The organism is Streptacidiphilus sp. EB103A, from assembly GCF_041261405.1.
Lineage (GTDB): Bacteria > Actinomycetota > Actinomycetes > Streptomycetales > Streptomycetaceae > Streptacidiphilus.
In genome coordinates, this window is sequence record NZ_JBGCAQ010000011.1 from 15,534 (window position 1) to 38,017 (window position 22,484).

Genomic DNA, 22,484 nt, shown 5'->3' on the forward strand with positions numbered 1-22,484 from the left:
TCTCGTAGAGAACGGCCATGCCTGTGATGACGGCAACAACTACCGTCAGGCATCCGGCAGCAACCAAGACTCCTCTTGGTGCCACAGCGCCACCAATGCAGAGATCCACTCGCCAAACGATGCCCTCGGCCCCCAGAGCGCTACCGGCGTGTAGCTTCCGGCGCCCAGGCCGACGGAGGCCCCCGATCGGTCGACATAAGAATGAGCTCCGCATCTCGTGGCACAGGGAGATCCGCGCCGACAGTGGTAGCCCTGTCAGCTGCGGTTCGACAGGGTTCCGAACGGCAGTGCTCACCGGATCTGCTGGTTCCGCCCGTCCCGAAGCGGCGCAGACTCTCGGGGAGCGTCCCTTCGGTGATTTTGTCTGGGGCGGTCACTGGCACACCCGTTGCCGGCGCTGGCAACCCCGCGCCACGGCGTGGCCGATCCCGCGCAAGCCCGGTGATGATCGCACTCCGCCGCTTCGCTCCCATGGCGTCCGAAGTAGGTGATGCTGTGTCATAGGTCCTGCGACAGCCGGAAAACGGGCGGAATCCAAGGCGTTCGAGGGAAGCACTGAGGAACGGACGTATCCCTGTCGCGAACAACGCACGAGACATCTTGCGCTCTGTCAGACTCAAGGAGCCAAAGGGGGACCCATGAGTGCATCACTCCGGTGGCTGATCGCAGTGATCAGCACCGTGCTCGCGTTCGTCGCCAGCTTTGTCATCATGCGACTCGTGGTCTGGCAGTGGATCCACACGGATGATGCGAACCGCTATGTCTTCGCGACCACAGCTGGCATGGTCGTGGCCAGTGCCGTGCTCGCAGCCACCGCCTCGTGGGCGGAGCGAGAGCGGCGACGCAGCAAGGAGCCAGCTGCGCGGGAGGCCCGGATTGAGAATCAGTTCAACGGGAAGATCACGGGCAACGTGGCACCCCACGGCCGCATCTACGTGAATCCCGACAAGAAGGCCAAGAAGAAGTGACGGAGGCCGATACCTCCAGCAGCGGCGCGGATTCGGCGGGGAGAATACATGGCAAAGCGTGACCCGTCCAAGCAAAAGATCCAGTCGCAATTCAACGGGGACATTAAAGGCCCGGTGGCCCCGCATGGAACGATCAATATCTATTCCGGCTGGCGTCCTCTCGTCATCCTCTCGCTTGCGGTCGTAGTGGCATTGTCAATTGCACTGGCACTGTGGATGCAGTCGGGGTCATCTGGCTCGGCGACAACAGGGGACACAGCCACTGGATCTCACCCTGCGGCTGTCACTCCCGCCAACCTGAAGGTTTTGGTAGACACCGATCCATTTCATGCTAGCTCGCCCGATATGATGGAAGTATATGGTCGGCACCAAGAATGGCTGCTTCCTGCCGGGCAAACAGTTGTGGGGGATCCGGGAATTGTTGCCGAGAACTTCTATAAGTTCGCAGAGTCATACCACGGCGTTGCTGTAGGAAGGTTGGTTTTTGGCGTCACCATCCAGAACCTCGCGGGTGGTGATGTCTATCTGCGGAGCATGGAAGTGACTAATCTTGTCTGTGGCGCTCCGATGAAAGGAATCAGAATCTTTGAGGGTGGTGGAGCTGATCCGCTCGAGCCACGCGCAATAGTTATCGACCTCGACGCGAAACGGCCAACCCCATTGTATTATCCGAAGACTGTGAACCTTGATCCTGCCCTGTCAACGCCGAAGCCATTCGGATTCCCAGTGCCGGGTAATGATACTGTGCAGTTTGATATCGCCGCCCTACTAATGAAGAGTCAGCGTAGCTGTAGCTTTGAATTGGCGATAAATGCTGTGATTAATGGTGAGTCTCGGACTGTACCAATCACGGATGCAGGTAAGCCATTCAAGGTAGTCGGGAACCTAAATGACACCTTTTGGATGTACAACGGTGGCGGCGGTCCAACTACTTGGTCAGGAGGGACCGTCTCCAAGCCTGGAATCAGGAGCCCAAGCCAGGCGCTGACCGTAACTGATCCGTGAGCAAAAAAGTGGAAAACCCAAAGGCGATCCCGAATGCAAGATGGCGCTCTTGGCGAGGGCATATCCTGGTCGTTAAATGCTATATAGATACTCAATCAGGATCAACGAAAGGTGGCAACGACATCAATGTTACGACTAAGGTCACTCGCAATTGTGAGCATGTGCGCATCCGTCATGGGTGTAGCCGCTTGTAGTTCACCGCCAAAACCAACGACTGTTGTGAAGATCGCACCCTTGGATGCTTCTGGCAAAGTCGGTACGGGCTACTCGGTGACCCGCATGGCGGGGGATATCAGCTGTTACGTCCCATCTCCTTCAGCGGTTGCCGCCGATATTGTCTCCTGCGGCAGTGCTGCGGACGGGGCGGATGTGTGCTGGGTGAAATCAGACCGTGTCACGGTACTTTGTGGTGTGTCTCCCTGGGTGATGACGCTTCGAGAGTTCACTTTAACGGACTCGATCAAGGAAATGAAGCCAGGGGCCGATCCATTGCCCTGGGCGATGGAGCTCGACGGAGGTGACAAGTGTACGCGTCGAATCGGCGGAGCTGTAGATACGCTGCCCTTTGGTCTTATTCCTGCGTATTACTGCCAGGATCCTAATCACATCATTGTTGTCGACGTCGACGGAAAGTTGTTTGACAAGTCCTCGGGAAAGTGGACTGTACAGACTGCGAACGTATCCGAGGCTGTGAAAAGCGGAAGCCGTTACAAGCTCCCGCCCCGGAAAACCGTTGCCACGGTGTATTTCGCTGGCTGATCGTTACACCTACCCGACGAAGCTGCCCACCTATTTGGTCTCACCAGCTGAGAATGCTTCGACCTGTGCGGCGTCGTCGCCAAAAAACGAACCGAATGACGTCAGGATGCGCGGAAGTCGAGCCAGAGCCGCGCCGACACAGCCATCGACTTCTGCCACTCGACATCGGGACTGTTTGCGGCGATCTCCTCCCACATCACCGCATTGGCCCCAGCGAAGGCCGTCATCGTTGATCGTGGCGCATCCCGCCAGGCCGGCAGCCGGGCTGCCCATTCCTCAGCCATCTGCGGCGTGTGTCCGGCGTCGATCAGGCGGATGACCCAGACTGCCGGATCGACCCAGGCCGCGCCTTTTGTCGGCCAAGCCCAGTCGATGAGGTGCGCCATGCCGCTGTCCTGGTCGTCGACCAGGACGTTGTGCGGAGCCATGTCGGTATGGAGCAGCGCATCCCCGGCGAACAGCTCGGGCTCGTCGGTATAGGCCGCGTAGCGCCCTGCGCAGTCCAACAGTGGAATGTCCGGGCAGTCGGTGGCGGCCAGCTCCTCCAGGGCGACGACGACGATGGGGAGGTCAGGGGAGCCGGGCGCGTAGTCGGCGATCCGTCCCTCGACCAGCTGGAAGCCGAGCAGGTCCCAGCCGCCGGCCTGGACGTGCCACAGGAGCCTTGGAGCAGACGCCGGGAGGTGCGCGTTGATCCCTGCTTCGCGCGCCTGCGTCTTCGCCTGGGGATGGTCGAGGAGGATGCCCTTCACGAACACCGGACCGGTTTGGGTGTATAGCTTCACCGCCAGGCCGGAATTGGCCCCGGTGGAGACGTTGGCTGCTGCCAGCACAGGGCCGGTGCACTCCTGGACGGCGGACCGAGCCAGGCGGGGAAGGTCATGCCAGGCGATACGCGGCATGGACACGGCTAAGGCTCCTGAGCATGGGGCGGAGAGTCCCGGCCCAAGGTACAGACCGGGACATCCCTCTTACGAGTACGGGTTGGCGTCGCTGGACGAGCAGGAGCACATGGCGACTTCGAGGACCTCGTCCAGGTCGCCGACGAACGCGATCTCCTCGTCGCCGAGGGGACGCTCGGTGAGTTCAAGCAGGAGCGGCATGGTTCACCTCCCTCCGTGCTGGCAGTAGGTATCGAGCGGGGCCTTCGCCTCCTGGTAGAGCTTGGCCAGCGGCCGGCAGGTGTAGCAGCTGCCGGACAGCGTGCAGCCGGAGCAGCCACCGGTGCGAAGTTGAAGGGAGTCGGCGACGTAGCCGAGCTGCCGCAAGCCGTCGAGGCCCTGGGTGATCAGGTCGAACTGGGGATCACGGCCGACCTTGCAGATCGAGGCTTTGCCCCAGGGATCGGAGTGGAAGAAGGTGTGCCCGGCGTTGCAGCCCTTGAACGGTTCCCGCTTGACGACGAACTTGGCCGCCTGGGTTCCGAGCCGTTCGCCGCCGCCCTCGATGGTCGGGCTCATGCTGGTGAACACCTGGTGCGGGAAGCCGTAGCTGTCGGCCAGGGCCTCCATGGCCTCGATCTCGTGGACGTTGCGCTCGGCTACCACGATGTTCAGCTTGAGCGACAGCCCCGCTTCCTTTGCGGCGTCCAGGCCCTTGATGAACCGGCCGAAGGCACCACGGTTACGGGTCAACCCGTCGTAGGTCTCGGCGGTGGCGCCGTAGACGCTGACCGCGATGAGGTACGGCCGGTGCCGGGTCAATATCTCGATGATCCGGGGCTTGCTCAGTTGGCTGCCGTTGCTGGAGATCGAGACCATCATGCCGAGCTGGTTGGCGTACTCGTAGGCCGCGGGGAAGTCCCGGTCGATGAGCGGTTCGCCGCCGGTGATCTGGAGCCACAGGGCGCCGGAGTCACGCATGACGGTCAACAGATTGACCTTGTTCTCCCAGGTCAATCCCTCGAACCGCTTGAGCCCCAGGTAGCAGTGCTCACAGTCGTAGTCGCAGCCCTTGTTGATCTCCCACGACGCCCGGCCGTAGGCCAGAGGAGCCGGTTCCCGGACCATGACTGAGGTCAGTTTCTCGATGCCCCAGGCCTTCCGGGCGGCATCGGCCAGCCACTGCGGCACCACAGCTGGATTGGATCGGAGTTCCTCGAACCGGCCCTTGCCGATCTTCATGCCGTTGGTGGACCCGGGACGGACGACAAGGAAGTGATCCAGGAACGGACTCGCGATCAGCTGGTGCATGTCGCCTCCATGGACGGTACGTATGGAGCCCTGCCCCTGTAGGTACTTGCTTCCGACGGGGGAGCCGGTGGTATCACCGACAGGGGCGGGGAATCTATGGCCGCCAGGCTCCGGGCTTGGCGAGCGCCGTAGAACGCCTGGGCGATGCCCTGGGAGCGGGCCCAGCGGCGTTCGTCGATGACCATCAGTTGGCGACCTTCCGCTGCGACAGAGTCGGAACACTCCCGCGGTGCAGCGGACACTGGCACGGCGGGAGGGCATCCGAAATGGTGTAGCTGGAGACGGGGGCGACCACATGCCGGGGCACCAGCTCGGTGACGTCTTTGGCGGTGACCTCGTAAACCCGCAGCGTCATCGCCATGGCCGTCCCCAGCCGGCCTGTCTCTGCTTCATTGACGCCCCACCCCTCTCTGCTGACGGCATGTCAATGACCGTACGAGTGGGCGAAAGCAGGGGTCTACGAACTTGCAGGGGCTTGCAGATTTTCACCCAAGGGCGTCGACGGCAGCCGTGATCAGGGCTCGGGCCGCGGCGCCGTGGACCGCCAGTTCGGCCAGCTCGGAGAAGGCCTGGACGTACAGATCGATCTCGCCCGGCTGCGTGATGGTCAAGTAGCCGGAGACCAGCTCGACGTTGACCTGCGCCGTGTCGTAGAGCCAGAAGCCTTCGACTGGTAGCCGTGTGCGGTCAGGTCTCATGGGGATGACCCCCAGGCTGACGTTGGGCAGGGAGCCGACGGTCAGCAAGTGTCCGAGTTGGCCGGCCATGACCTCGGTGCCGCCGATGCCGCTGCGCAGGACAGATTCCTCGATGAGGAACGCGAAGCGCTGGTCACCATGCAGAATGCGCTGCCGTTCCATCCGGACAGACACCGCCGCCTCGACGTCGTCCACGGCGACCCGGCTTTGCTGAACGGCTCGCAGTACGGCGGTCGTGTAGCCCCGGGTCTGGATCATCCCGGGGACCAACCAAGAGGAGTAGGAACGGAAGCGCCGAGTGCGCTCGTACAGCGGCAGGACGGACTCCTGGGCTTGCTTGAGCCCGGCCCGTTCCATCCGGTGCCACTCGATGAACATGCCGTTCACCGCGCGCAGAGAAGCGACGAGGTCGGCTGTCTGGCCCTCGGCTCCGCAGGCCGTGCACCAAGCCCGGATGTCGGCCGGTGACGGTGATGTCTTGGCGTGCTCGATACGGGAGACCTTGGACTCGCTCCAACCGCAGCGGGCCGCCAATGCCCGCCCGGTCAGGCCGGCGTCATCGCGGATCTCGCCCAGGCGCGCACCGAGAGCCTGGCGGGCTTGCTGGACGCTGGAGGAAGACGAGGCGGGCATGGTGTGCGTCTATCAGACCGGTCGGTACTCCTGGTGCGGGATCGCACGTTCCCAGACGGCCTCGAACGCCGAGGCACAGTGCTTCACCAGTGCCGGATCCGTCAGGATCTCTTCACCGAGCTCGGCCAGCTGACCGTCCCCGGTGAAGTGGTGGAAGTGCACGATCTCGTCGTCGAAGACCCAGAAGTCCAATCCGGGTAGCGACAGGTCCTTCGTGTCTCGACGCGGCAGCCATCGGACTTGCTCACCCGCGGCCAGGTTGCCGTAGGTGAGGTCGTGCTCGTACCAGACGTAGTCGTGCAGCGGCTCAGAGACGATCCGGGCGCGGCGAACCACCACCCCGCGGCCCACAGCCTCGGCGACGGCTTCATGCCAGCCGTGCCACCACGAGGCGCGGTCCTTGCGGTCGAGGCGCTTGCCGTGCTGCCAGGCGATGAACTCGGGGTCGTCCAGCATGTAGCTGTCGCGCATCTCCAGATGCACCGCCGACCGCTGGGCCCTGGCCAGCGCCTCACGTACCGGTGTTGCCACGTCCTGTTTCTCCATCGGGTCGGGGGATGAACTGAAGCATGTTCGCGGGCAGCCGGATGACGGTCTCGTGCTCGGGGATGTCCGTGGTGTGGCCCGGTACCGAGCCGACGTCCTGGGCCTCCTTGACGGTTGCCTCGTCCGCCTTCCACGACTGGATGATCAGGTCGCCCGTCGCCTCGTCCTGCCAGATGGTGGGGGACTGGTCGGAGGGCGTGTTCGGCCAGATACCCAAGAACCGTAGAGCCATGAGTGCCTCCGCTGTCGAGAGGGTTGCTGCTACTTGCACGACCATCACCCGGAAGACGTACGGGGTCAAGGGTGCCCACGGGGTACGTCCGAGGCGGAACCGCCAACTCAGCCCCAGCCAGGGCATGTTGTTTCGACCGAACCTGACGGCGCGTAGATGTGTGGGATGGCGTTCGTGTGGGTGCTGAAGGCGGAGATAAATGGTACTAACGAGTAGAACGGAATGTGCTATTCCATATTAGAGAAGGCCTGATCGGACGGCGTTAGATAGTAACCGGTTTAGACCATACCTTGATCACATAGCACGGATTGTGCCGTTGTCAGTTCGTCCGGCTAATCTGTGCACATCGTCGCTATCCAGGGTGTGACCGTACATCCTGGCGAGTGGTCCGGATTTATGGCAGCCCCTGCGTGGCTGGCGATCACGAGATGAGGCGACCTTCCTTCTTGATCATTACCATTGAAACGCGCATACTCATCACGAATAGCTTAAAGGAGAATTTCCACTGTGACTGCGCTCGAAGAGAAGTTGGCTCGCTACACGGCGCCATCCAGTGCTACCGAGCAGGATAAGCAAGAGCGCGCCGAGCGCATGGTTCGGAGTGCACTGGATGGATGGTCGGGCCTGTCTGGCATTCAGGTGCGCTATCTGCTTAAGGGCTCCTACAAGAACAACACCAACGTGCGCGCCGATAGCGATGTCGATATTGCCGTGATTCATCAAGGCTTCTACTATTACAACGACAGTGCCCTCTATGCGGCCGACAAGATTAAGTCTTCGGGTGTTTCCGGTTTTCACTATTCTGGCCTTGACTGGCGAAGCGAACTGGAGCGAGCATTGCGCATCAAGTTCGGCACCGATTGTGACACAAGCGGAAACACGGCAATCGAAATCCACGAAAACGGAGGGCGTGTTAGTGCAGATGTAGTCCCGTCCTTCGAGCATCGTCACTATTACTACGACATCATGGGCAAGGTAACGTTCCGTTCTGGCACGACGACTCCAAGGAAGGGCGGCGCCGATTGGGCGATTAATTACCCAGAACAGCAGTACGAAAATGGAGTCGCCAAGAACGATCGTACTGGGAGACGCTATAAGCAGCTGGTTCGGATTCTGAAGCGTGTAGAGAATGACCTCGTGGCCACTGGCGCGATCTCTCCATTGCCAAGCTACTTCATGGAGTGTCTGGTCTACCGTGTACCGGATGGGAAATTCGGACATGCTGGCGACACGCCGCTCACCTCTGATCTGAGCGCAGCTATCAAGTATATCTGGAATGCCACAGCGCCAGGGGCTGATGCGATCAACTGGCACGAGCCGAATGGGATCAAGCCCTTGTTTGGCGATGGGCAAAAGTGGGCGTTGGAAGATGCTCACAATCTTGCTCTTAAGGCGTGGCAGCACCTGGAGTTGAAGTAGTGGCGAACATCAGGCAGCAAGTATCGATTGGCATTGCCGCCCTAGTGTGGCTTGTGCTCGCGCTCCTTACAGGGCAGAATTTGTCTCCAACCCCACTCAAGATCTACTCAATCGCCGGCACGGCAGCTACGATTGTCTTCCTTTTTTGGGACCGTTTCATCTGGCGATGGAAAGCTGTCCGGTTTTTTACTGGCGTTCCTCTTGTCCATGGAACATGGCGCGGTGAGCTGATCTCGTCGTATATCCGGCCGGACGGTACTGCGGTAGCACCTATCCCAACTATCCTTTTTGTTTCTCAGACCGCCTCGAATGTCACGGTAACCCTGTTCACCGGTGAGTCCAAGTCTGTTTCCGAGAACGCCAAACTTGCCTGTGACCCGGATGGTCGCTGGCGCTTGACGTGGCAGTATGTCAATAATCCTCGCCCCGCCGTCCGGGGGCGTAGCGAACGGCACCACGGCGCGGCAGAGACGTACCTGGGTACGCAAGCCGGCGAAGGATTGGAAGGTGAATACTTCACTGACCGCAAGACTGACGGTGAGTTGATATTTAAGGAGTGGAGTCCGAAGCGCTACGGCAATGCCGAATCTGGCTTGGCCGGGACGGACTTCAAGGACGCGCAACCATTTGCCCGGGAAAGCTAGCAGATTTTAGCGAGGCCAGTACATGCAGGGGCGCTCGATCAGGCAGTTCATGTGGAGATTTCAAGATTCATTTTGCGGATCGGTAGGGATTGGGGCAGGGATTGCGCTTAAGGCGATCGGATTCTTTGGCGAGCCCAAGGTCTTGCTTGTGGGGTTTCAAATTGCTGGAGACCACGAGTTTTCAGTATGTATCGAGCCTGAGACTGGCCCGTATGTTCCAACCGATCTCTCTGATGTAGTCAGACGAGGAGCAGAGCTATACGCAGAGCATCCTGAAAGTAGCATGTGGGATTCAGTCCCCCACGTGCATGAACAGCGACATCAGCGGTTGCGTGATCGGATGCGAGCTAAGGCGCTTGAAGAAGCCTTCGCTTTGATGCCGGGAGAAGAGGATAGGGCCTTCTTTTCTAGCGGCTCTGTGCGGGTCGGGGACTACGAGATCCATATTGTTCTTAGCGTCGACAGGGGGGAGCTAGAGCGCGTTCCTCAAATTTCTACTGAGGAGGTCGATCGATTCGTTGTCTTCCGCTCCCTTGTACATGCCGTTATCAGCGAGGTTTTGAGACGCGCTTCTCGCGCCTTGTATATTCCAGATATTGGATCGGGCGTTCTCTCTGAAAGTATAGACGAGATCGTGCGCAGTGCGACTGAAGATATGATGCGGACAGTCTTGTATTGTGCTCATTTTATGTTTGGCGGCGGAAATCATCTGTTGATGAGCAGCATCTCCGCGTTGCCCTACGAGGGACGTTCTGGGTCGGGGAGGATCGTCATCTCGCGGGATGATGATCCGGCGGTAGAGGTTCTCTTTAGACTGTGCGAGCCAGTTAGAGTGGACAACGTGCCAGCAGTCAGGAAGCTTCTGGAGGCGAGCGGACCTGAGGCCGATCTACTGTCCCATGGAGACTCGATCTATGGGTTCGGAACCGTAACTCCTGATTATGATGTCCAAAGTGAGACCGTATTCGTTATTAGCATTACGGGGCGCGGTGTCTGGGAACTTTCACATGCTGGCAAAGTACTGTTGACCGTTCGAGACGGAGTTCCACGTTTGCCGTCGCGGGTGCTTGACGAGGAATACTTTCGGGATCTCGTCGATCGCCTATTTCCGGATGCGGATATTCAAGCACTGCTTGATGCTGCTCACGCGGCCGGGGATCACAGGCATGGAGCAATGCTTATCATTTCAGGTGACGCCCCTGGAGAAGCTAACCGACTCTCGCCGCAGTCGTGGTCCATTGAGCCGACATTTCTGAGCCCTGACTTGTTGACTCAGATGACGGACATGGATGGTGCAGTCCTTATAGATCCACAGGGCAGATGCCATGCCATCGGTGTGATTCTTGACGGCATGGCGCGCGGAAAGGGCGACCCAGCTCGCGGCAGTCGGTACAATAATGCTATTCGATACTTGGGTAGCGAGCCGCCCACAACGATTGTTATCGTCTACAGTGCGGATGGTGGAATCAATATCTTGCCGAAGCTACATCCTCGGATTGGCAGGAACATCGTCATCAACGCCGTAGAGCGTTACCTTAGCGCTGCTTCAACGGATCCTATGGATATACGGGAGGCAAGCAAGGCGTGGGATGCGGTGAGATCATTGCGTTTCTATTTGTCGGATGGCCAGTGTGAAGCGCTCAATCAAGCGCGTGCAGGGGTCGACGAATGGGAGAGGAACAACCTTGAGCTTTGGATGGTTAGGTCCGATCTCCAGGCGGATCCAGACATGGATGACAGCTATTGGCTTTAGAGAACGCGAGCGCTGGACAGCCCGCCATAGTCTCCTGCTGTTGAAATCTACAAGAGAAATCCTATGCAGGCCGCCCGCGGATTCTGCTGAGAAATTTACTCCGTTCCCTTCGGCTGCCGACCGCTTCGCTTTACGGGCTCTGCTTCGGGGGAAGCTTCACCCGTAGTGGTCGCCTCGCCGATTTTCTTGCCCAGGATTCCCGCGATGGTGTTACGTCGGTCTTGGAGCCTGCGCTCCTCGGCGTCTATCTCCTCCATGGCCTTCTTGCTAATTGTCTCATCGGCGAGGGTCTTGGTCACCCAGTCATTGAGTGCTTCTACGCCAAGGTCATTGACGCTCTGGCCGGTGATCCCGCGCAGCGCCTCCAGTTGCTCTCGGAGGCTTGGATCAACGCGCACTGCGAAGACCACGGGTTTACGCTCCTCCTCGGAGAGTGACACTTGTGGCTGCATTTCTGGTTGTTGCTCATTCATTCAAACCTCCCTCCTTATTTTGATGCACAGCCTTTATTTATAGCTCAAGGCTTATTGAGTTTCAAGGCATTTGAAATCCCTTGGAAGGGGAGCGCCCCGCTCGCCGGCCGGAGCCGTGAGGCAAAACGGGGTGCTGCTGTCCGTGCTTGCTAGGGTCGCTCCTGCCCGTTCACGCCTCGCATCTTCACGCCGCGCTTCAATAGTTTTGTGCGGAGCGTGCTGTAGCTGACGTTCATTTGCTTGGCAATGCTTGCCAGTGATCGACCTTGTTCATACAGCAGTACTGCTTCTTTTGCCGCTTCCTCGGTAAGGGAGTGGCGGTTTGTGTCCACGCCGTTCCGCTTGAGGATTGCCCCGACGGTGCGACGGTCGATTCCGAAGCGGTCACCGAGCTGGAAGACCGTGGAGCCTCCGGTGTACGCCAGGATCAGCTCCTGTACTTGCTCGTCCTTCAGTCGCTTCGCCGTACGTGGCGTCGGGCGGGGCTCGTGTGGCACAACTGGTGTCGCCATATCGGGCAATTTACCGATAAGGGACTTAAGGGTGGAAAGGTGTACCCCTGTGTTCCAGTGGCGTTTACTGGGGTGCACCATCCGATCAGCGCGCGAAGAAGTGCGTCGACTCCATGGCCTGCGGGTCCGGGTGAATACACGGTCTCAAGCTGTCGGACGCGTGACAGCAACGATCTCCACGAGGTCGTCCAGGCCCTGAAGTCCTTCGGGTTTGATGTGCAGAGGGGGAGTCCATTCCTGGCCGCTGTGGCGGCGATCATCAGGTCGGCCTTGTGCCCGCGGACTTGGCGACTGATGGCGATCACTGTGGCACACATCTGGACGTAGATCCTCGCTGTGTCGCGGTCGTAGGGGAGAGGGTCGTATTGCGGCTGGTTGGATGCACAAAGCAGAGGCTGGCCAACGCGACCGGCCGGGGTCGGCATCAACGTGTCCAAAGGGACGCGGCCATCAGGTTGGTTGGCGGGCGCGAACCGACCCACTTACACAGCGTAGAGCTGGGAATCCCGGATTCCGGGGATCGCTAGGGGTCAGCGGATCCAATCCTTGAGCGGTTCGGTGTCCAGAGTGAGGTTCACCGGTTCGGGAAGGGCGACAGTCCTGCCGAAGGGCAGGGTCTGGAGCCTCTCGTAGCGGACGCCGTCAGGTTCGCTGTGGATGGTGACTTCGCAGCTGTCGCGGTCAATGAGGAGGTAGATGGGGAGATTCGCCTCGGCGTAGGCACGGGGCTTTTCCACTCGGTCGCGCTGGTCGGTGTCGGTGTCGGAGTCGGAGTCGTAGGAGGTGACCTCGACGACCATGAGCACCTGCTCGGTAGTGGCCCATTCGCCCTGGCCGACGAACGCGCCGCTGGGGGCAAGCGTGCCGTCCGGCCGAGCATGTCCGCCACGGTAGGTCTGGATCTTCAGGCCCTGGTCGTACAGCCACAACTCGGGCCGGCCCTGGATGCAGATGCGCGTCAGCCATTCGATGATGCGGCCGTGGGCGCCGTCCGGCACGGGCTTGGCCCTCAGCTTCCCGTTGATGAACTCCAGCCGAACGCCCTCGGCAGCGTGCGCACTGAGCCGCGCGAACTCCTCGAACTCCTCGGGCAGCATTTGTGGGCGATCGGAGAGCGCAGTCATGAGTCGTCCTCCTTCGGTCGAGTCCTGTGAGCCGGCCGGGTGCCTGGGCGCAGATCACCCCTCCTGCCTGACGATAGTCGATGGCGCTTTCCCGTCCAGGGCATTCAATGTCCGATGTTGCGAGGCGCCTATCGGATGCCACCCCGGCGGTCACCGCCTATGCGTCGGTCCTGTCGGCGGGTTGGATGTTCTGGTTGATGTGGAAGGTGTTGTCGGGGTCGTAGCGGTGCTTGATCTGGGCGAGCCGGGCGTAGTTGCCGCGGTAGGAGGCCTTGACCCGGTCCTGGCCCTCGTCCATCAGGAAGTTGACGTAGGCGCCGCCGGCCGAGGTGGGGTGCAGTTCCTCCCAGTAGTCCTGGGCCCAGTGCGAGATGAGGCCGGCGTTGGCCGGGTCCGGGTCGACGCCCACGATGACGCCGGCCCAGCCGCCGTCCCGGTAGGCGAAGGCGGTGGCGTCGGCGGGCACGCGGCCGGCGGCGCCGTCGATGGGGTAGAGGTGCATGGTGGAGTGGCCGGTCGGCAGTTGTTCGCCGTACTTCTGGTGGACCTGGATCGCCTCGTCGGAGATCTCGTCGAAGAAGTCCGCCCGCCAGTACCACTGCAACCCGGCTGGGTAGAGCCCGTCGAACGCGCTCTGCAGCAGGTTGAACGGCATCTCGCCGACCCCGACGAGCAGCGGCGAGCCGAAGGTCCGGACCGGTTCGAGCACCTCGTCGGCCCGGTCGTGCGAGCCGGTGTAGCACCAGACGATGGCGCAGGACTTGCGGCCCCAGAGCGCCTCGGGGAACGGCGGGGCGGGCGGGATGGTGATCAGGCCGAGCCAACCGCTCAGCTCCTCCGGCAGCGACGGCAGCAACTCCCGGTACCAGCGCATCACTTCGACTGTGTCGGCGAGGTCGTACAGCACCGGGCCGCCGATGATCGTGCCGCCCGCGCCGATGTCGTGGCAGCGGAACGTGAACGAGGTGACGACGCCGAAGTTGCCGCCCCCGCCCCGCAGGGCCCAGAACAGGTCGCTGTGGGAGCTCTCGTCGGCCGTCACGAAGGTGCCGTCGGCGAGCACCACGTCGGCGGACAGGAGGTTGTCGACGGTGAGACCGAAGCGGCGGCTCAGGTAGCCGATGCCGCCCCCCAGCGTCAGGCCGCCCACCCCGGTGGACGCGAGGAAGCCGGAGGGAGTGGCCATCCCGAACGCCACGGTCGCGTGGTCGACGTCTCCCCAGGTGCAGCCGGCGTCGGCGCGGACGGTGTGGTGCTGCGGGCTGACGGTGGTGCTGCGCAGCAGCGAGAGGTCGATGACCAGGGCGTCGTCCCACACGCCCAGGCCGGCCGCGTTGTGGCCGCCGCCCCGGACGGCGATCTCGACGCCGTGCTCGCGGCCGAAGCGCACGCAGGCCATGACGTCGGCGGTGTCCCGGCAGCGGGCGACGGCGGCCGGGCGCTTGTCGATCATGGCGTTGTAGACGGCGCGCGCCTCGTCGTACCCCGGGTCCCCCGGCGTGATCAGCTCGCCGCGCAGGACGGCGGCCAGTTGGGCGTAAGGTGTGGTGCTCATGTCGCTTCCCCCTCGAATGCGTTGCCCGAACCTCGGGCGACAGCGACGTTAGGACCCACGGCGTTCGCACAGCGTTCGCGGAGACGCTCGGGTCAGCAGGCCGGGGGAGCGTCGGCGGTCGGGATCCGAACGCCGTGCTCGGCGAGGTCGCGTTCGCAGCGCCGGAGCAGCGCCGTGCTGCCGTGGGCCGATGCCATCCGTGCGGCGGAACGCAGGCGTGAGACGGCCGCTGCCTCGTCGCTGTCGTAGGCGGCGCGCATCCGGGCCACCTCCGGCAGCCACCACAGGTCGTCCCTGGCCTGCCCGGCGACGAGGGCGGCGTCCAGGGCCGCCCGGGCGGCGTCCGGGCGGCCGTCGCGCGCCAACAGGTCAGCGAGCAGCGACAGCCAGTACGGCATGCGGGCGAACGAGCCTTCCGACGTGAGGTTGTGGATGCCTCGTCGGGCCAGTCCGAGGCCCGACCGGTCGGTGCGGGACCAGCCGTCGAGAATGAGCCCCCACTCGCGGTAGTAGGCGAAGCCGTACCGCTCGCACAGCTCGCACAACTCGCCGACGGTGTCCCGCAGCGCGGCCATGTCGTGGCGCATCTGGTGGGTGACGCTGCCGTATGCCAGGGCCACGGCCAGGCTGTACGGATGCTCGATCTCCCGGGCCAGCCCGATGGCGTCGAGGCAGCTGGACCGGGCCTGCTCGTCGTGGCCCAGCAGCCAGTTGGCGTGCGCGGCGAATGCCGTGCTGTGCACGTCGGGACGGGTGCCGATGCTCAATGAGACGGCACCGCTGGCCAGTTGGGCGGCCAGCTGGAGGTGGCGGAGCCCTTCCGCGGGCCTCCCCAGGCTCACCGCCGAGCCGCCGACGCCGAAGTGGGCCGGGCCGCTCAGCTCGGAGTCGGGGCCGACGAGGCTCAGCGCGCGGACGGCCGTCCGGTATCCGTCGCCGGTGCGCCCCTGGACGAACCGTGACGCCCAGAGGCCGGCCAGGCCGGTGAGCATGGCGTCCTTGCGGCCGAGCGATTCCGCGAGGGCGATGGAGCGTTCGAGCGCCTGCTGCAACTCCGGGGACGCGTAGCCGTGTCTGGCGTTGAGCGGCGCTGCCATGGCTTCGAGGACGGCGAGTTCCAGTGTGTCCCGGCTTCTCCCCTCGGGCAGTCCACGCACGAGGGACAGCGCCTCCTGGTGCAGCCTGATCGCCTCGGTGTGGGCGAACATGCCTGCCGCGACGTCGGCCGCGCGCCGGTAGTAGGCCACCGCTCGATCGGTCCTCCCGCCACGGGCGTACTGCTCCGCGAGCTGGGCCGAGACCAGGTCCGTGTCGGCGGCGTGGAGCAGTTCCAGGCCCTGGGCGACGCGCCGGTGCAGCAGCCACCGTCTCGGCGGGCTGACCTGCGCGTATGCCGTCTCGCGGAGCAGATCGTGGGCGAAGTCGTAGCCGTCGCGGAACTCGCGCACGATCCTGCGCTGCCACAGTTCGTCGACGGCTGCGACCACGGTGTCGGCTTCGAGGTCGCTCGCCTCGGTGAGCAGGTCGAGGGTGAAGTTCGTCCCCACCGCCGCGGCGAGGCCGGCCACCTCCCGGGCCGTCGGAGTCGCCTGTTCGAGCCGATGGCGCAGTACTCCGGTGAGGTCGCCGACCGCCAGTGGGGTGCGGCCGAGGTCGATGCTGCCGCGTACTGCCTCGATGATGTGCAGCGGGAATCCGCCCGTGGTCGCCTGGAGCAGGCCGGTGTCGGCCCGGTCGAGGCGGCGCCCGGAGATCGCCTCGGCGAGACGTGCCGTGTCGGCGGCCTCCAGCGGGCTGAGGGAGAGCTCGGTGAGCAGTCCGGCGGCCCGCATCCTGACGGTCCAGTCCACGAGTTCCGGGTCCTCGTCGAGGCTGTCGTTGCGCAACGTCCCGGCGACGAGGATCGGAGCCTCGGGGGCGAGTCCCAGGCAGAACGTGAGGAACGTCAGCGTCTCCTGGTCGCACCACTGCACGTTGTCCAGGACCAGCAGCATCGGGCGGTCGACCGCGATCAACGCCCGTGCCAGGCCCTCGAAGAAGCGGTGGCGCTGCCAGGCGTCCACCATCGCCCGCGCGGTCGCCTCGCGTTCTCCTTCGCGTTCTCCCTCGCGTTCTTCGAGGCGGCCCCTGGACGGCACCAGTCTGTCGACCTCGGCGCGCCAGGCCGGGTCGAGCGTCTCCGTCGCCGACCGGACCGCCGGGTGCCGGACCCAGTCCGCCACCGGCGCCAGCGCCAGCCGCCGCGAGGTCCCGAAGCACTGGGTACTGGCCACCACCGCCCCTTGCAGGCGCGCTGCTTCGGCGACCTCGGCCACCAGCCGGGTCTTCCCTACGCCGGCGCCGCCGCGGACCAGGGCGAGGCCGGGACGGCCTGCGGCGGCGGTCCGCCACAGGTCCTGAAGCATGCCCAGCTCCCGGGACCGTCCGACGAGTTGTGCCGCGGCGAAGCCGGAACGGCTGACGGTGGGCCGCAGCGTCGGCAGCCTCGTGTCCGTCGGGTCCACGCGGGCCGTCAGGCGTTGGATCGCCTGCTGCGTCGCCGGGTCCGGGACGATACCGAGCTCGCGGTCGAGGACCGAAGCGCAGTGGTGGTACGTGCTCAGGGCACCGGCACGGTCCCCGAGGTCGGCCTGTAACTGCATCAGGGTGCGATAACCGACCTCCTCCAGCGGTTGCAGCCGGATGCGGTGGCGGGCGGCATCCACGGCCCCGGTCAGGTCGCCCCGTCGCGCCCGGGTCGCACAGATCAGATCGCACAGGTCCACGCACTGGCGCTCGAGTTCCGACCTGGCGCCGAGGAGCCAGTCGTCGTACATGCCGGGGAGGAGCTCCCCTCGGTACTGGGCAACGGCTGTGGTGGCGTGCACGAGGACCCCCTCGCTGTCCTCGGCCGCCGCGGCAGCCAGGGCGGCCCTGCGCTCGCTGTCGAAGACGAGCACGTCGACGCGGCACGTCCTGGTCTCGCACCAGCACAGATCCCTGGGAGTCACGACGAGGGCGGGCTCGTCGCCGAGGAGGTGACGCAGGTGGTGCAACTCGCGACGCAGGTTGGTCAGCGCCTGTGCGTCCGTCGACTCGGGCCAGAACAGTCCGGCGATGCGCTGCCGGGTCTGCGGCGAACCCGCATGGGTGACCAGAAAGGCGACGAGAGCGATCGAGCGTGACGAACGCGTGCGCACGGTGCCGGTGGTGACGTCGGTGATCGCCTGCTGTCCCAAGAGACTGACGTGCAGCATCAGGCCGCGACCCCCTGACCTCTCGGACCGGACGCACCTGCCCGTCGATGCTCCCAAGGTAGCGGCGGGAGCCTGCCGTTGTGCGACACCCGCCCCTCCTCGGCCAACGCGCGGCTACGGGGCCGCGATCTGGCGGGTCTCCTCGGTGACCTCGGTGAGTTCGTCGGTCGGTGCCTGGGTGCGCCAGGCGTGGCGGCCTGCGGAGGGGAGGCCGAGGTGGGCGGCCTCCTCGGCGTTTCCGGTGGTGAGTGCGAGGGTGGCGATTCCGTCGGCGACGGCCAGGACTTCGAAGCGGCTGCCGCGCCAGGATGCGAGCAGTCGACGGTAGGTAACCTCGTCGCACAGCTCGAACTCCAGCGGACGGGACATCATCGTGCCGTCCTCGGCGGCTCGGTAGACGGTGGCCTCGCCCGGGTTGGGGCCGAAGTCGGCGAGGTAGGGCGAGCCCTGGAAGGTGACGACCGGGCCGCGCGGGATGCTGCCGTCCGGAGCGGGCGCGACGCGGTCGGAGGGGAGGCCCAGCGTCTCTGCGGCGGGGAAGGCGTGCCAGCCGGTGAAGCGGCCGGGGTAGCGGGCCAGCGCCTGTTCCCAGCCTTCGGCGCCGTCCTCGGCGAAGTGCCAGATCTCGGCGCCGACCGGGACGTCGGTGAGCTCCAGCCAGTACTCGGGGACGGCCGCGGGTGCGTACTTGGTGTAGCCGGTGCCGAGGAACGGGTCGGGCAGCACGAGAGTGGAGCCGAGCCGCGCCGCGCCGGCGGTGCTCTGGCCGCCGAAAGAGGCCTGGAACAGGGCTGGCCAATGCGCCTGGAAGCGGAGCACGAACAGGCCGTCGCCCGCAGGGAAGTTCAGCTCGTCCTCGGCGAGGCCGTGGTAGGCCCGCGCCTGCGCTCCGGATTCGGCGGCGGTCACGTCCACGAGACGGGAGCACAGGCCCCACATCCGGGAGGGCTCGAACTCGCCGGGGACGACGGTGTTGCCGAGGTACTGCTCGGCGAGCTGACGGGTGATCGGGAGCTGGATGATGGTGCGGGGGGAAAGGCCGGCGGCGGTGGGGGTGGTCATTCGGGGTGCTTGGCCTTCCAGGCAGCGAGCAGGTCGTAGCGCTCCTCGGTGAGGTCGGTGACCTCTTCCAGGGGGAAGGTGCCCTCGTACTCGATGACACCGACGCGCTTCAGATACACCGAGGCGAAAGGCGCCCCCTGGGTGCCCTGGTAGTAGCCGGTGATCCGGCCGTCGCCGGATCCATAGCTGGCGAACTCTTCGCCCTTCCAGCGGAAGGTCCAGCTGGAGTCGTACCAGGCGGTGACAGCTCGGGGGTTCACGAGGTAGGAGTCGGTGGGTCCGCGCGGGTCGGTATTCGGCTCCAGCCCCTCCGGCTCGGGGTCGCCGTCGCGTACGCAGAGCGTGATCATGGGCGAGTTGCTGTCTCCGACGGCCCAGTAGGCATGTTCCTGGTACACGGCATATCGCCCCCCTCGGTAATCGGGTGTGTCAGCCATTGGTTCCGATCCACTTGCTTCCGTTGTAGTAGCCCGCGAGGGATTCGCTGCCGTCCGGGGTCATCCTCCAGATCTCCGCGCCTGGTGGAATCCCGGTGCGAGCCGCCTCCCACTCGGGGATTCCGCCGCCCGTGTATCCGGTTCCGGTGAAAGGATCATTCCAGGGCCGTCCCTTGCTTGCCCCCGCCAGGTCCGCGACGTGCTGCGCGGCGGCGGGGTCGTCCACGGCGCCGAAGGTGGTGTCGGCCTTGAGCCCTTCCGGCGCTTTCAGACGCAACTGGTATGCCTCTGTGGCTCCCTCGGGGACGGGCGTCCATCCGACGCCCTTGTCGTCAAGTGCGAGGGCGTCGCGCAGTTCGGAGGGGGTGGTGAGGCCGGCGGTGTCGGTGCCGCGGGCGATGGAGCCACCGAATCTCGTAGGGTCGAACACCCCTCCATCGGGCATCTGCTCCGCGTTCTTCAGGTACGACGTGGCCACGTCCGGCCCGAGCACCTTGGTGACGACCTGCCCGTCCGCGATCTTGATGGTGTTGCGGACGTCCACCACCTGCTGGATCTGCTCGTCCGTCAGGTTGTTGGTGGGGGTGGTGCGGAGGCGGTCGTGTTCGGCGCGGTTGAGGCCGCGGGCGTTCAGTTCGTGGTCGATCTGGGTGTTGAAGTCGGGCGAGTCGTGCAGGGCGTCGCGGCCGAGCTGGGGTGCTGCGCCGGAGTCCAGGGCCTGGGTGATCCGTGACGTGCCCGGTGCGGGCGGCTTCGGGTCCGTCAGGGGGTTGTCCTTGGGCATTTTGGACCGGAAGGCGTCGGCGAGTTCCTTCTCGTTGGCCGCGTGCTCGGCGAGGTTCCTGGTTCCCTTCTCCACCGTTGCGTCGACCAGCCCGGCGTGCTTCTCCGCGATCTTCGGGAGGCTCTTCTCCGCGTCCGCCTTCAAGGCGTGGAAGACCGCCTTCTCCTCTCCGCCGCCGCTCATCAGAAGGCCAGCCCGGCCATGCCTTGCCGCAGCACGTCCGCGTGGCCGCGGAGGGTGTCCGCGTGCCCGCTGAGCACCTTCAGGTGTGCTCCGGCGGTGCCGTGGTCGATGGTGAAGCCGTCGCCGGGGTCGCTCGCGCCGGCGGGGCTGGTCTGCGACCAGTCCAGGCCCGACATGGCCGTCTCGATCTTGGCGAAGAGCGGCTTGGCGGCGGCCTCGATGACCTCGCCCATGATGTGCTGGATGATCTGCTGCTTCAGCGTCTCCAGCAGCTTCTTCCCGGTGGCGATGATCAGCGGGACGGCAGCCTCGGCCAGCCCGAGCGTGGCCACCGCTGCCGCCTGGTCGGCCACGAACGTCGCCGCCATGGCGATGAGTTCGGCCAGCGCCTCGACCTTCTGGGCGATGATGTAGTCCGCAGCGAGGTCCAGCGCCTCCGCGAGGAGGCGGCAGCCCTCCACCAGTTCCCGGGTGTGCCGTTCGGACAGCTGGGTCCAGCCGGACTGCATCTGCCGCGTTGCTGCGCCCTGGTAGGCCTGTGCGAAGTTCGCCATCGCGGTGGTGGACTCCTGGTGCGTCTGCTCCACGGCCTGGCCGAACTTCCGGACCATGTCGGCGAACCGACGCACTTCGTCCTCGTTCAGATAGGGCCAGGGGACGCCGATGACATTGAGGAATGTCACCACCGGGCCCGGTAGATCGTCGGCAGCCAAGTTCCGCCCCCGTGTGCGCTGTGATGCGTTTCGATGATGTGTGTCCGGACACGGACCCTACCGGGAACCTGTGACGGAAGGTGACCGGGGGATTCGGAGGGTCTCAGGGGGCGCTGTCGGGGAGGCCGAGGAAGTCGGCCATCTCCTCGACGGTGTGGGCGAAGAAGCCGTCGGCGGGGGTGACCGATCCGACCAGGTGTCCGAACAGCTCGAAGCTGATCATGCCGAAGAGCTGGGTCCAGGCGACCAGGCCGCGACTGAGGATGCCGGCGTTGACGTCCGGGGCGACCTGCGCGACCAGGGCGGCGATCTGCTCGGCGAAGACGCCCTGCAGGGGGCGGACCGGAGCGGCGAGCTCGACCCGGGCGGCGCCGTGGCGGAGTACCGAGATCAGCGCGAGGGCGACCCGGGCGGCGGGGGCGACCGTCTCGGGCGGGGCGGCGTAGCCGGGGACGGGCGTGCCGTAGAGGAGGGCGTACTCGTGCGGATGCTGCTGCGCCCAGGCGCGGACGGCGTGGCAGAGGGCCTGCCACTGGGCGCGGGCGTCCTGGGGCGGGGCGGCGGCGACGGCCTGCTCGGCGCGCTCGCCCAGGGCGTTGTAGGCGTCGATGATCAGCGCGGTGAGCAGGTCGTCCCGGCTGGGGAAGTAGCGGTACAGGGCGGAGGAGACCATGCCCAGTTCGCGGGCGACGGCGCGCAGGGAGAGGCGCTGGGCGCCCTCCTCGGCGAGTTGTCGGCGGGCTTCCTTCTTGATCTCGCGGGTGAGCTCCTCACGGGCCCGCTCACGTGCGGTTCGGATCGCTGCTGCCATGTCGGACAGTGTGCCACGGTCAAGAGCGCTGCACGCAACTAGATGCGGCGGTTACTTTCGAGAGCAGTGCTCTTGACAGTGTGCGCTGGTCGCGCGATAGTCATATCACGCAAACGAGAGCACCGCTCTCGAAACAGATCCCCGCCCGCATCCACCCGAAACCCACCGAAGGAGCACATCATGAGCACCGCCGACGCCGCGACCACCCGCCTGATCACCCCGCAGGGCCGCCTGATGGTCACCATGGACCGGATCACCCGCAAGGTCATGATCTGGCTGACCAACCGGGGCATCAGCATCCTCGACTCCCGCGTGCTGGCCGTCCGCGGCCGCAAGAGCGGTGAGTGGCGCACCACCCCGGTCAATCTGATGACCCTCGACGGCGAGCGCTTCCTGGTCGCCCCGCGCGGCCACACCCAGTGGGTCCGCAACATGCGCGCCGCCGGCGGCGGCGAGCTGCGGCTCGGCAGGAAGACTGAAGCCTTCACCGCCGTCGAGATCGCCGACGCCGACAAGCCGGCCGTGCTGCGCCACTACCTCAAGCGCTGGGCCTGGGAGGTCGGCTACTTCTTCGAGGGCATCACCGCCGACTCCCCGGAGGAGGACCTGGAGCGCATCGCCCCGGGATTCCCGGTCTTCCGGATCACCGCGGCCTGAGCAGGGTCGATCCGCACAGTCCACGCCGGAAGAGTCGACGGGACCCGTCAGGAATCGAGAAGCGCGGCCCCCGTGACGCCCCTAGGGT

General features: G+C 64.6%; 24 protein-coding genes. 7 read left to right on the plus strand and 17 right to left on the minus strand.

Features of this window, described 5'->3' with window-relative positions; translation table 11 throughout:
* Nucleotides 1-638: 638 nt before the first annotated feature.
* The 3 genes from ABH941_RS19120 to ABH941_RS19130 all read left to right on the plus strand — a co-directional run bounded on the left by ABH941_RS19120 (nt 639) and on the right by ABH941_RS19130 (nt 2,732).
* Nucleotides 639-968, plus strand: a complete 330-nt coding sequence (locus ABH941_RS19120) for a hypothetical protein (RefSeq protein ID WP_370130601.1) — start codon at nt 639-641, stop codon at nt 966-968.
* 48 nt (nt 969-1,016) lie between these two features.
* Complete coding sequence (locus ABH941_RS19125) at nt 1,017-1,973, plus strand: hypothetical protein (protein ID WP_370130603.1); 957 nt, start codon at nt 1,017-1,019, stop codon at nt 1,971-1,973.
* Between the two features lie 219 nt (nt 1,974-2,192).
* The gene (locus ABH941_RS19130; protein WP_370130604.1) at nt 2,193-2,732 is read left to right on the plus strand and encodes a hypothetical protein; all 540 of its coding nucleotides are present in this window, start codon (nt 2,193-2,195) and stop codon (nt 2,730-2,732) included.
* Between the two features lie 101 nt (nt 2,733-2,833).
* Here the strand turns inward: ABH941_RS19130 and ABH941_RS19135 are convergent, their stop codons facing one another.
* The 7 genes from ABH941_RS19135 to ABH941_RS19165 all read right to left on the minus strand — a co-directional run bounded on the left by ABH941_RS19135 (nt 2,834) and on the right by ABH941_RS19165 (nt 7,033).
* Nucleotides 2,834-3,634 carry an aminoglycoside phosphotransferase gene (locus tag ABH941_RS19135; protein ID WP_370130605.1) on the minus strand — a complete coding sequence of 267 codons (801 nt, stop codon included), beginning with the start codon at nt 3,632-3,634 and terminating at the stop codon, nt 2,834-2,836.
* Between the two features lie 69 nt (nt 3,635-3,703).
* Entirely contained in the window at nt 3,704-3,835 is a 132-nt protein-coding gene (locus ABH941_RS19140; protein WP_370130606.1) for a hypothetical protein, read from the minus strand.
* A gap of 3 nt (nt 3,836-3,838) precedes the next feature.
* Entirely contained in the window at nt 3,839-4,924 is a 1,086-nt protein-coding gene (locus ABH941_RS19145) for a radical SAM protein (protein WP_370130607.1), read from the minus strand.
* A gap of 184 nt (nt 4,925-5,108) precedes the next feature.
* The gene (locus tag ABH941_RS19150) at nt 5,109-5,285 is read right to left on the minus strand and encodes a hypothetical protein (protein ID WP_370130608.1); all 177 of its coding nucleotides are present in this window, start codon (nt 5,283-5,285) and stop codon (nt 5,109-5,111) included.
* Nucleotides 5,286-5,409: 124 nt separating this feature from the next.
* On the minus strand, nt 5,410-6,255 hold the full coding sequence (locus ABH941_RS19155) for a helix-turn-helix domain-containing protein (RefSeq protein ID WP_370130609.1): 846 nt from the start codon (nt 6,253-6,255) through the stop codon (nt 5,410-5,412).
* Between the two features lie 12 nt (nt 6,256-6,267).
* Entirely contained in the window at nt 6,268-6,786 is a 519-nt protein-coding gene (locus ABH941_RS19160) for a DUF6879 family protein (protein ID WP_370130610.1), read from the minus strand.
* Nucleotides 6,767-7,033 (minus strand): hypothetical protein, encoded by a 267-nt coding sequence (locus ABH941_RS19165; RefSeq protein WP_134004921.1) that lies wholly within the window; start codon nt 7,031-7,033, stop codon nt 6,767-6,769. Before ABH941_RS19165 ends, ABH941_RS19160 begins: the two co-directional genes overlap by 20 nt.
* A gap of 507 nt (nt 7,034-7,540) precedes the next feature.
* Here ABH941_RS19165 and ABH941_RS19170 point away from each other — a divergent pair.
* The 3 genes from ABH941_RS19170 to ABH941_RS19180 are packed head-to-tail and all read left to right on the plus strand — an operon-like array spanning nt 7,541 to nt 10,849.
* Nucleotides 7,541-8,452 (plus strand): hypothetical protein, encoded by a 912-nt coding sequence (locus tag ABH941_RS19170; protein WP_370130611.1) that lies wholly within the window; start codon nt 7,541-7,543, stop codon nt 8,450-8,452.
* Entirely contained in the window at nt 8,452-9,096 is a 645-nt protein-coding gene (locus ABH941_RS19175; RefSeq protein ID WP_370130612.1) for a hypothetical protein, read from the plus strand. Before ABH941_RS19170 ends, ABH941_RS19175 begins: the two co-directional genes overlap by 1 nt.
* A 49-nt stretch (nt 9,097-9,145) precedes the next feature.
* Nucleotides 9,146-10,849, plus strand: coding sequence for a hypothetical protein (locus ABH941_RS19180; RefSeq protein ID WP_370130614.1), 1,704 nt, complete (start codon nt 9,146-9,148; stop codon nt 10,847-10,849).
* Nucleotides 10,850-10,944: 95 nt separating this feature from the next.
* Here the strand turns inward: ABH941_RS19180 and ABH941_RS19185 are convergent, their stop codons facing one another.
* The 10 genes from ABH941_RS19185 to ABH941_RS19230 form a co-directional block, all read right to left on the minus strand.
* Nucleotides 10,945-11,322: a hypothetical protein gene (locus ABH941_RS19185; protein WP_370130615.1), complete on the minus strand. Its 378-nt coding sequence runs from the start codon at nt 11,320-11,322 to the stop codon at nt 10,945-10,947.
* Between the two features lie 149 nt (nt 11,323-11,471).
* The gene (locus tag ABH941_RS19190) at nt 11,472-11,834 is read right to left on the minus strand and encodes a helix-turn-helix domain-containing protein (RefSeq protein ID WP_370130616.1); all 363 of its coding nucleotides are present in this window, start codon (nt 11,832-11,834) and stop codon (nt 11,472-11,474) included.
* A 530-nt stretch (nt 11,835-12,364) separates the two neighbouring features.
* Nucleotides 12,365-12,958, minus strand: coding sequence for a Uma2 family endonuclease (locus ABH941_RS19195; protein ID WP_370130618.1), 594 nt, complete (start codon nt 12,956-12,958; stop codon nt 12,365-12,367).
* A 157-nt stretch (nt 12,959-13,115) separates the two neighbouring features.
* Entirely contained in the window at nt 13,116-14,513 is a 1,398-nt protein-coding gene (locus ABH941_RS19200; RefSeq protein ID WP_370130620.1) for an FAD-binding oxidoreductase, read from the minus strand.
* A 92-nt stretch (nt 14,514-14,605) separates the two neighbouring features.
* Complete coding sequence (locus ABH941_RS19205; RefSeq protein WP_370130621.1) at nt 14,606-17,749, minus strand: AAA family ATPase; 3,144 nt, start codon at nt 17,747-17,749, stop codon at nt 14,606-14,608.
* A 114-nt stretch (nt 17,750-17,863) separates the two neighbouring features.
* On the minus strand, nt 17,864-18,811 hold the full coding sequence (locus ABH941_RS19210) for a hypothetical protein (protein WP_370130622.1): 948 nt from the start codon (nt 18,809-18,811) through the stop codon (nt 17,864-17,866).
* Nucleotides 18,808-19,209 carry a hypothetical protein gene (locus ABH941_RS19215; RefSeq protein ID WP_370130623.1) on the minus strand — a complete coding sequence of 134 codons (402 nt, stop codon included), beginning with the start codon at nt 19,207-19,209 and terminating at the stop codon, nt 18,808-18,810. The genes ABH941_RS19210 and ABH941_RS19215 overlap by 4 nt, the downstream gene beginning before the upstream one ends.
* A gap of 31 nt (nt 19,210-19,240) precedes the next feature.
* The gene (locus ABH941_RS19220; RefSeq protein ID WP_370130624.1) at nt 19,241-20,215 is read right to left on the minus strand and encodes a hypothetical protein; all 975 of its coding nucleotides are present in this window, start codon (nt 20,213-20,215) and stop codon (nt 19,241-19,243) included.
* Nucleotides 20,215-20,928: a hypothetical protein gene (locus ABH941_RS19225; RefSeq protein ID WP_370130625.1), complete on the minus strand. Its 714-nt coding sequence runs from the start codon at nt 20,926-20,928 to the stop codon at nt 20,215-20,217. The genes ABH941_RS19220 and ABH941_RS19225 overlap by 1 nt, the downstream gene beginning before the upstream one ends.
* Before the next feature lie 103 nt (nt 20,929-21,031).
* Nucleotides 21,032-21,739, minus strand: coding sequence for a TetR/AcrR family transcriptional regulator (locus tag ABH941_RS19230; RefSeq protein ID WP_370130627.1), 708 nt, complete (start codon nt 21,737-21,739; stop codon nt 21,032-21,034).
* Nucleotides 21,740-21,973: 234 nt separating this feature from the next.
* Here ABH941_RS19230 and ABH941_RS19235 point away from each other — a divergent pair, with 234 nt between their 5' ends.
* Nucleotides 21,974-22,396 (plus strand): nitroreductase family deazaflavin-dependent oxidoreductase, encoded by a 423-nt coding sequence (locus ABH941_RS19235; protein ID WP_370130828.1) that lies wholly within the window; start codon nt 21,974-21,976, stop codon nt 22,394-22,396.
* Nucleotides 22,397-22,484 lie beyond the last annotated feature (88 nt).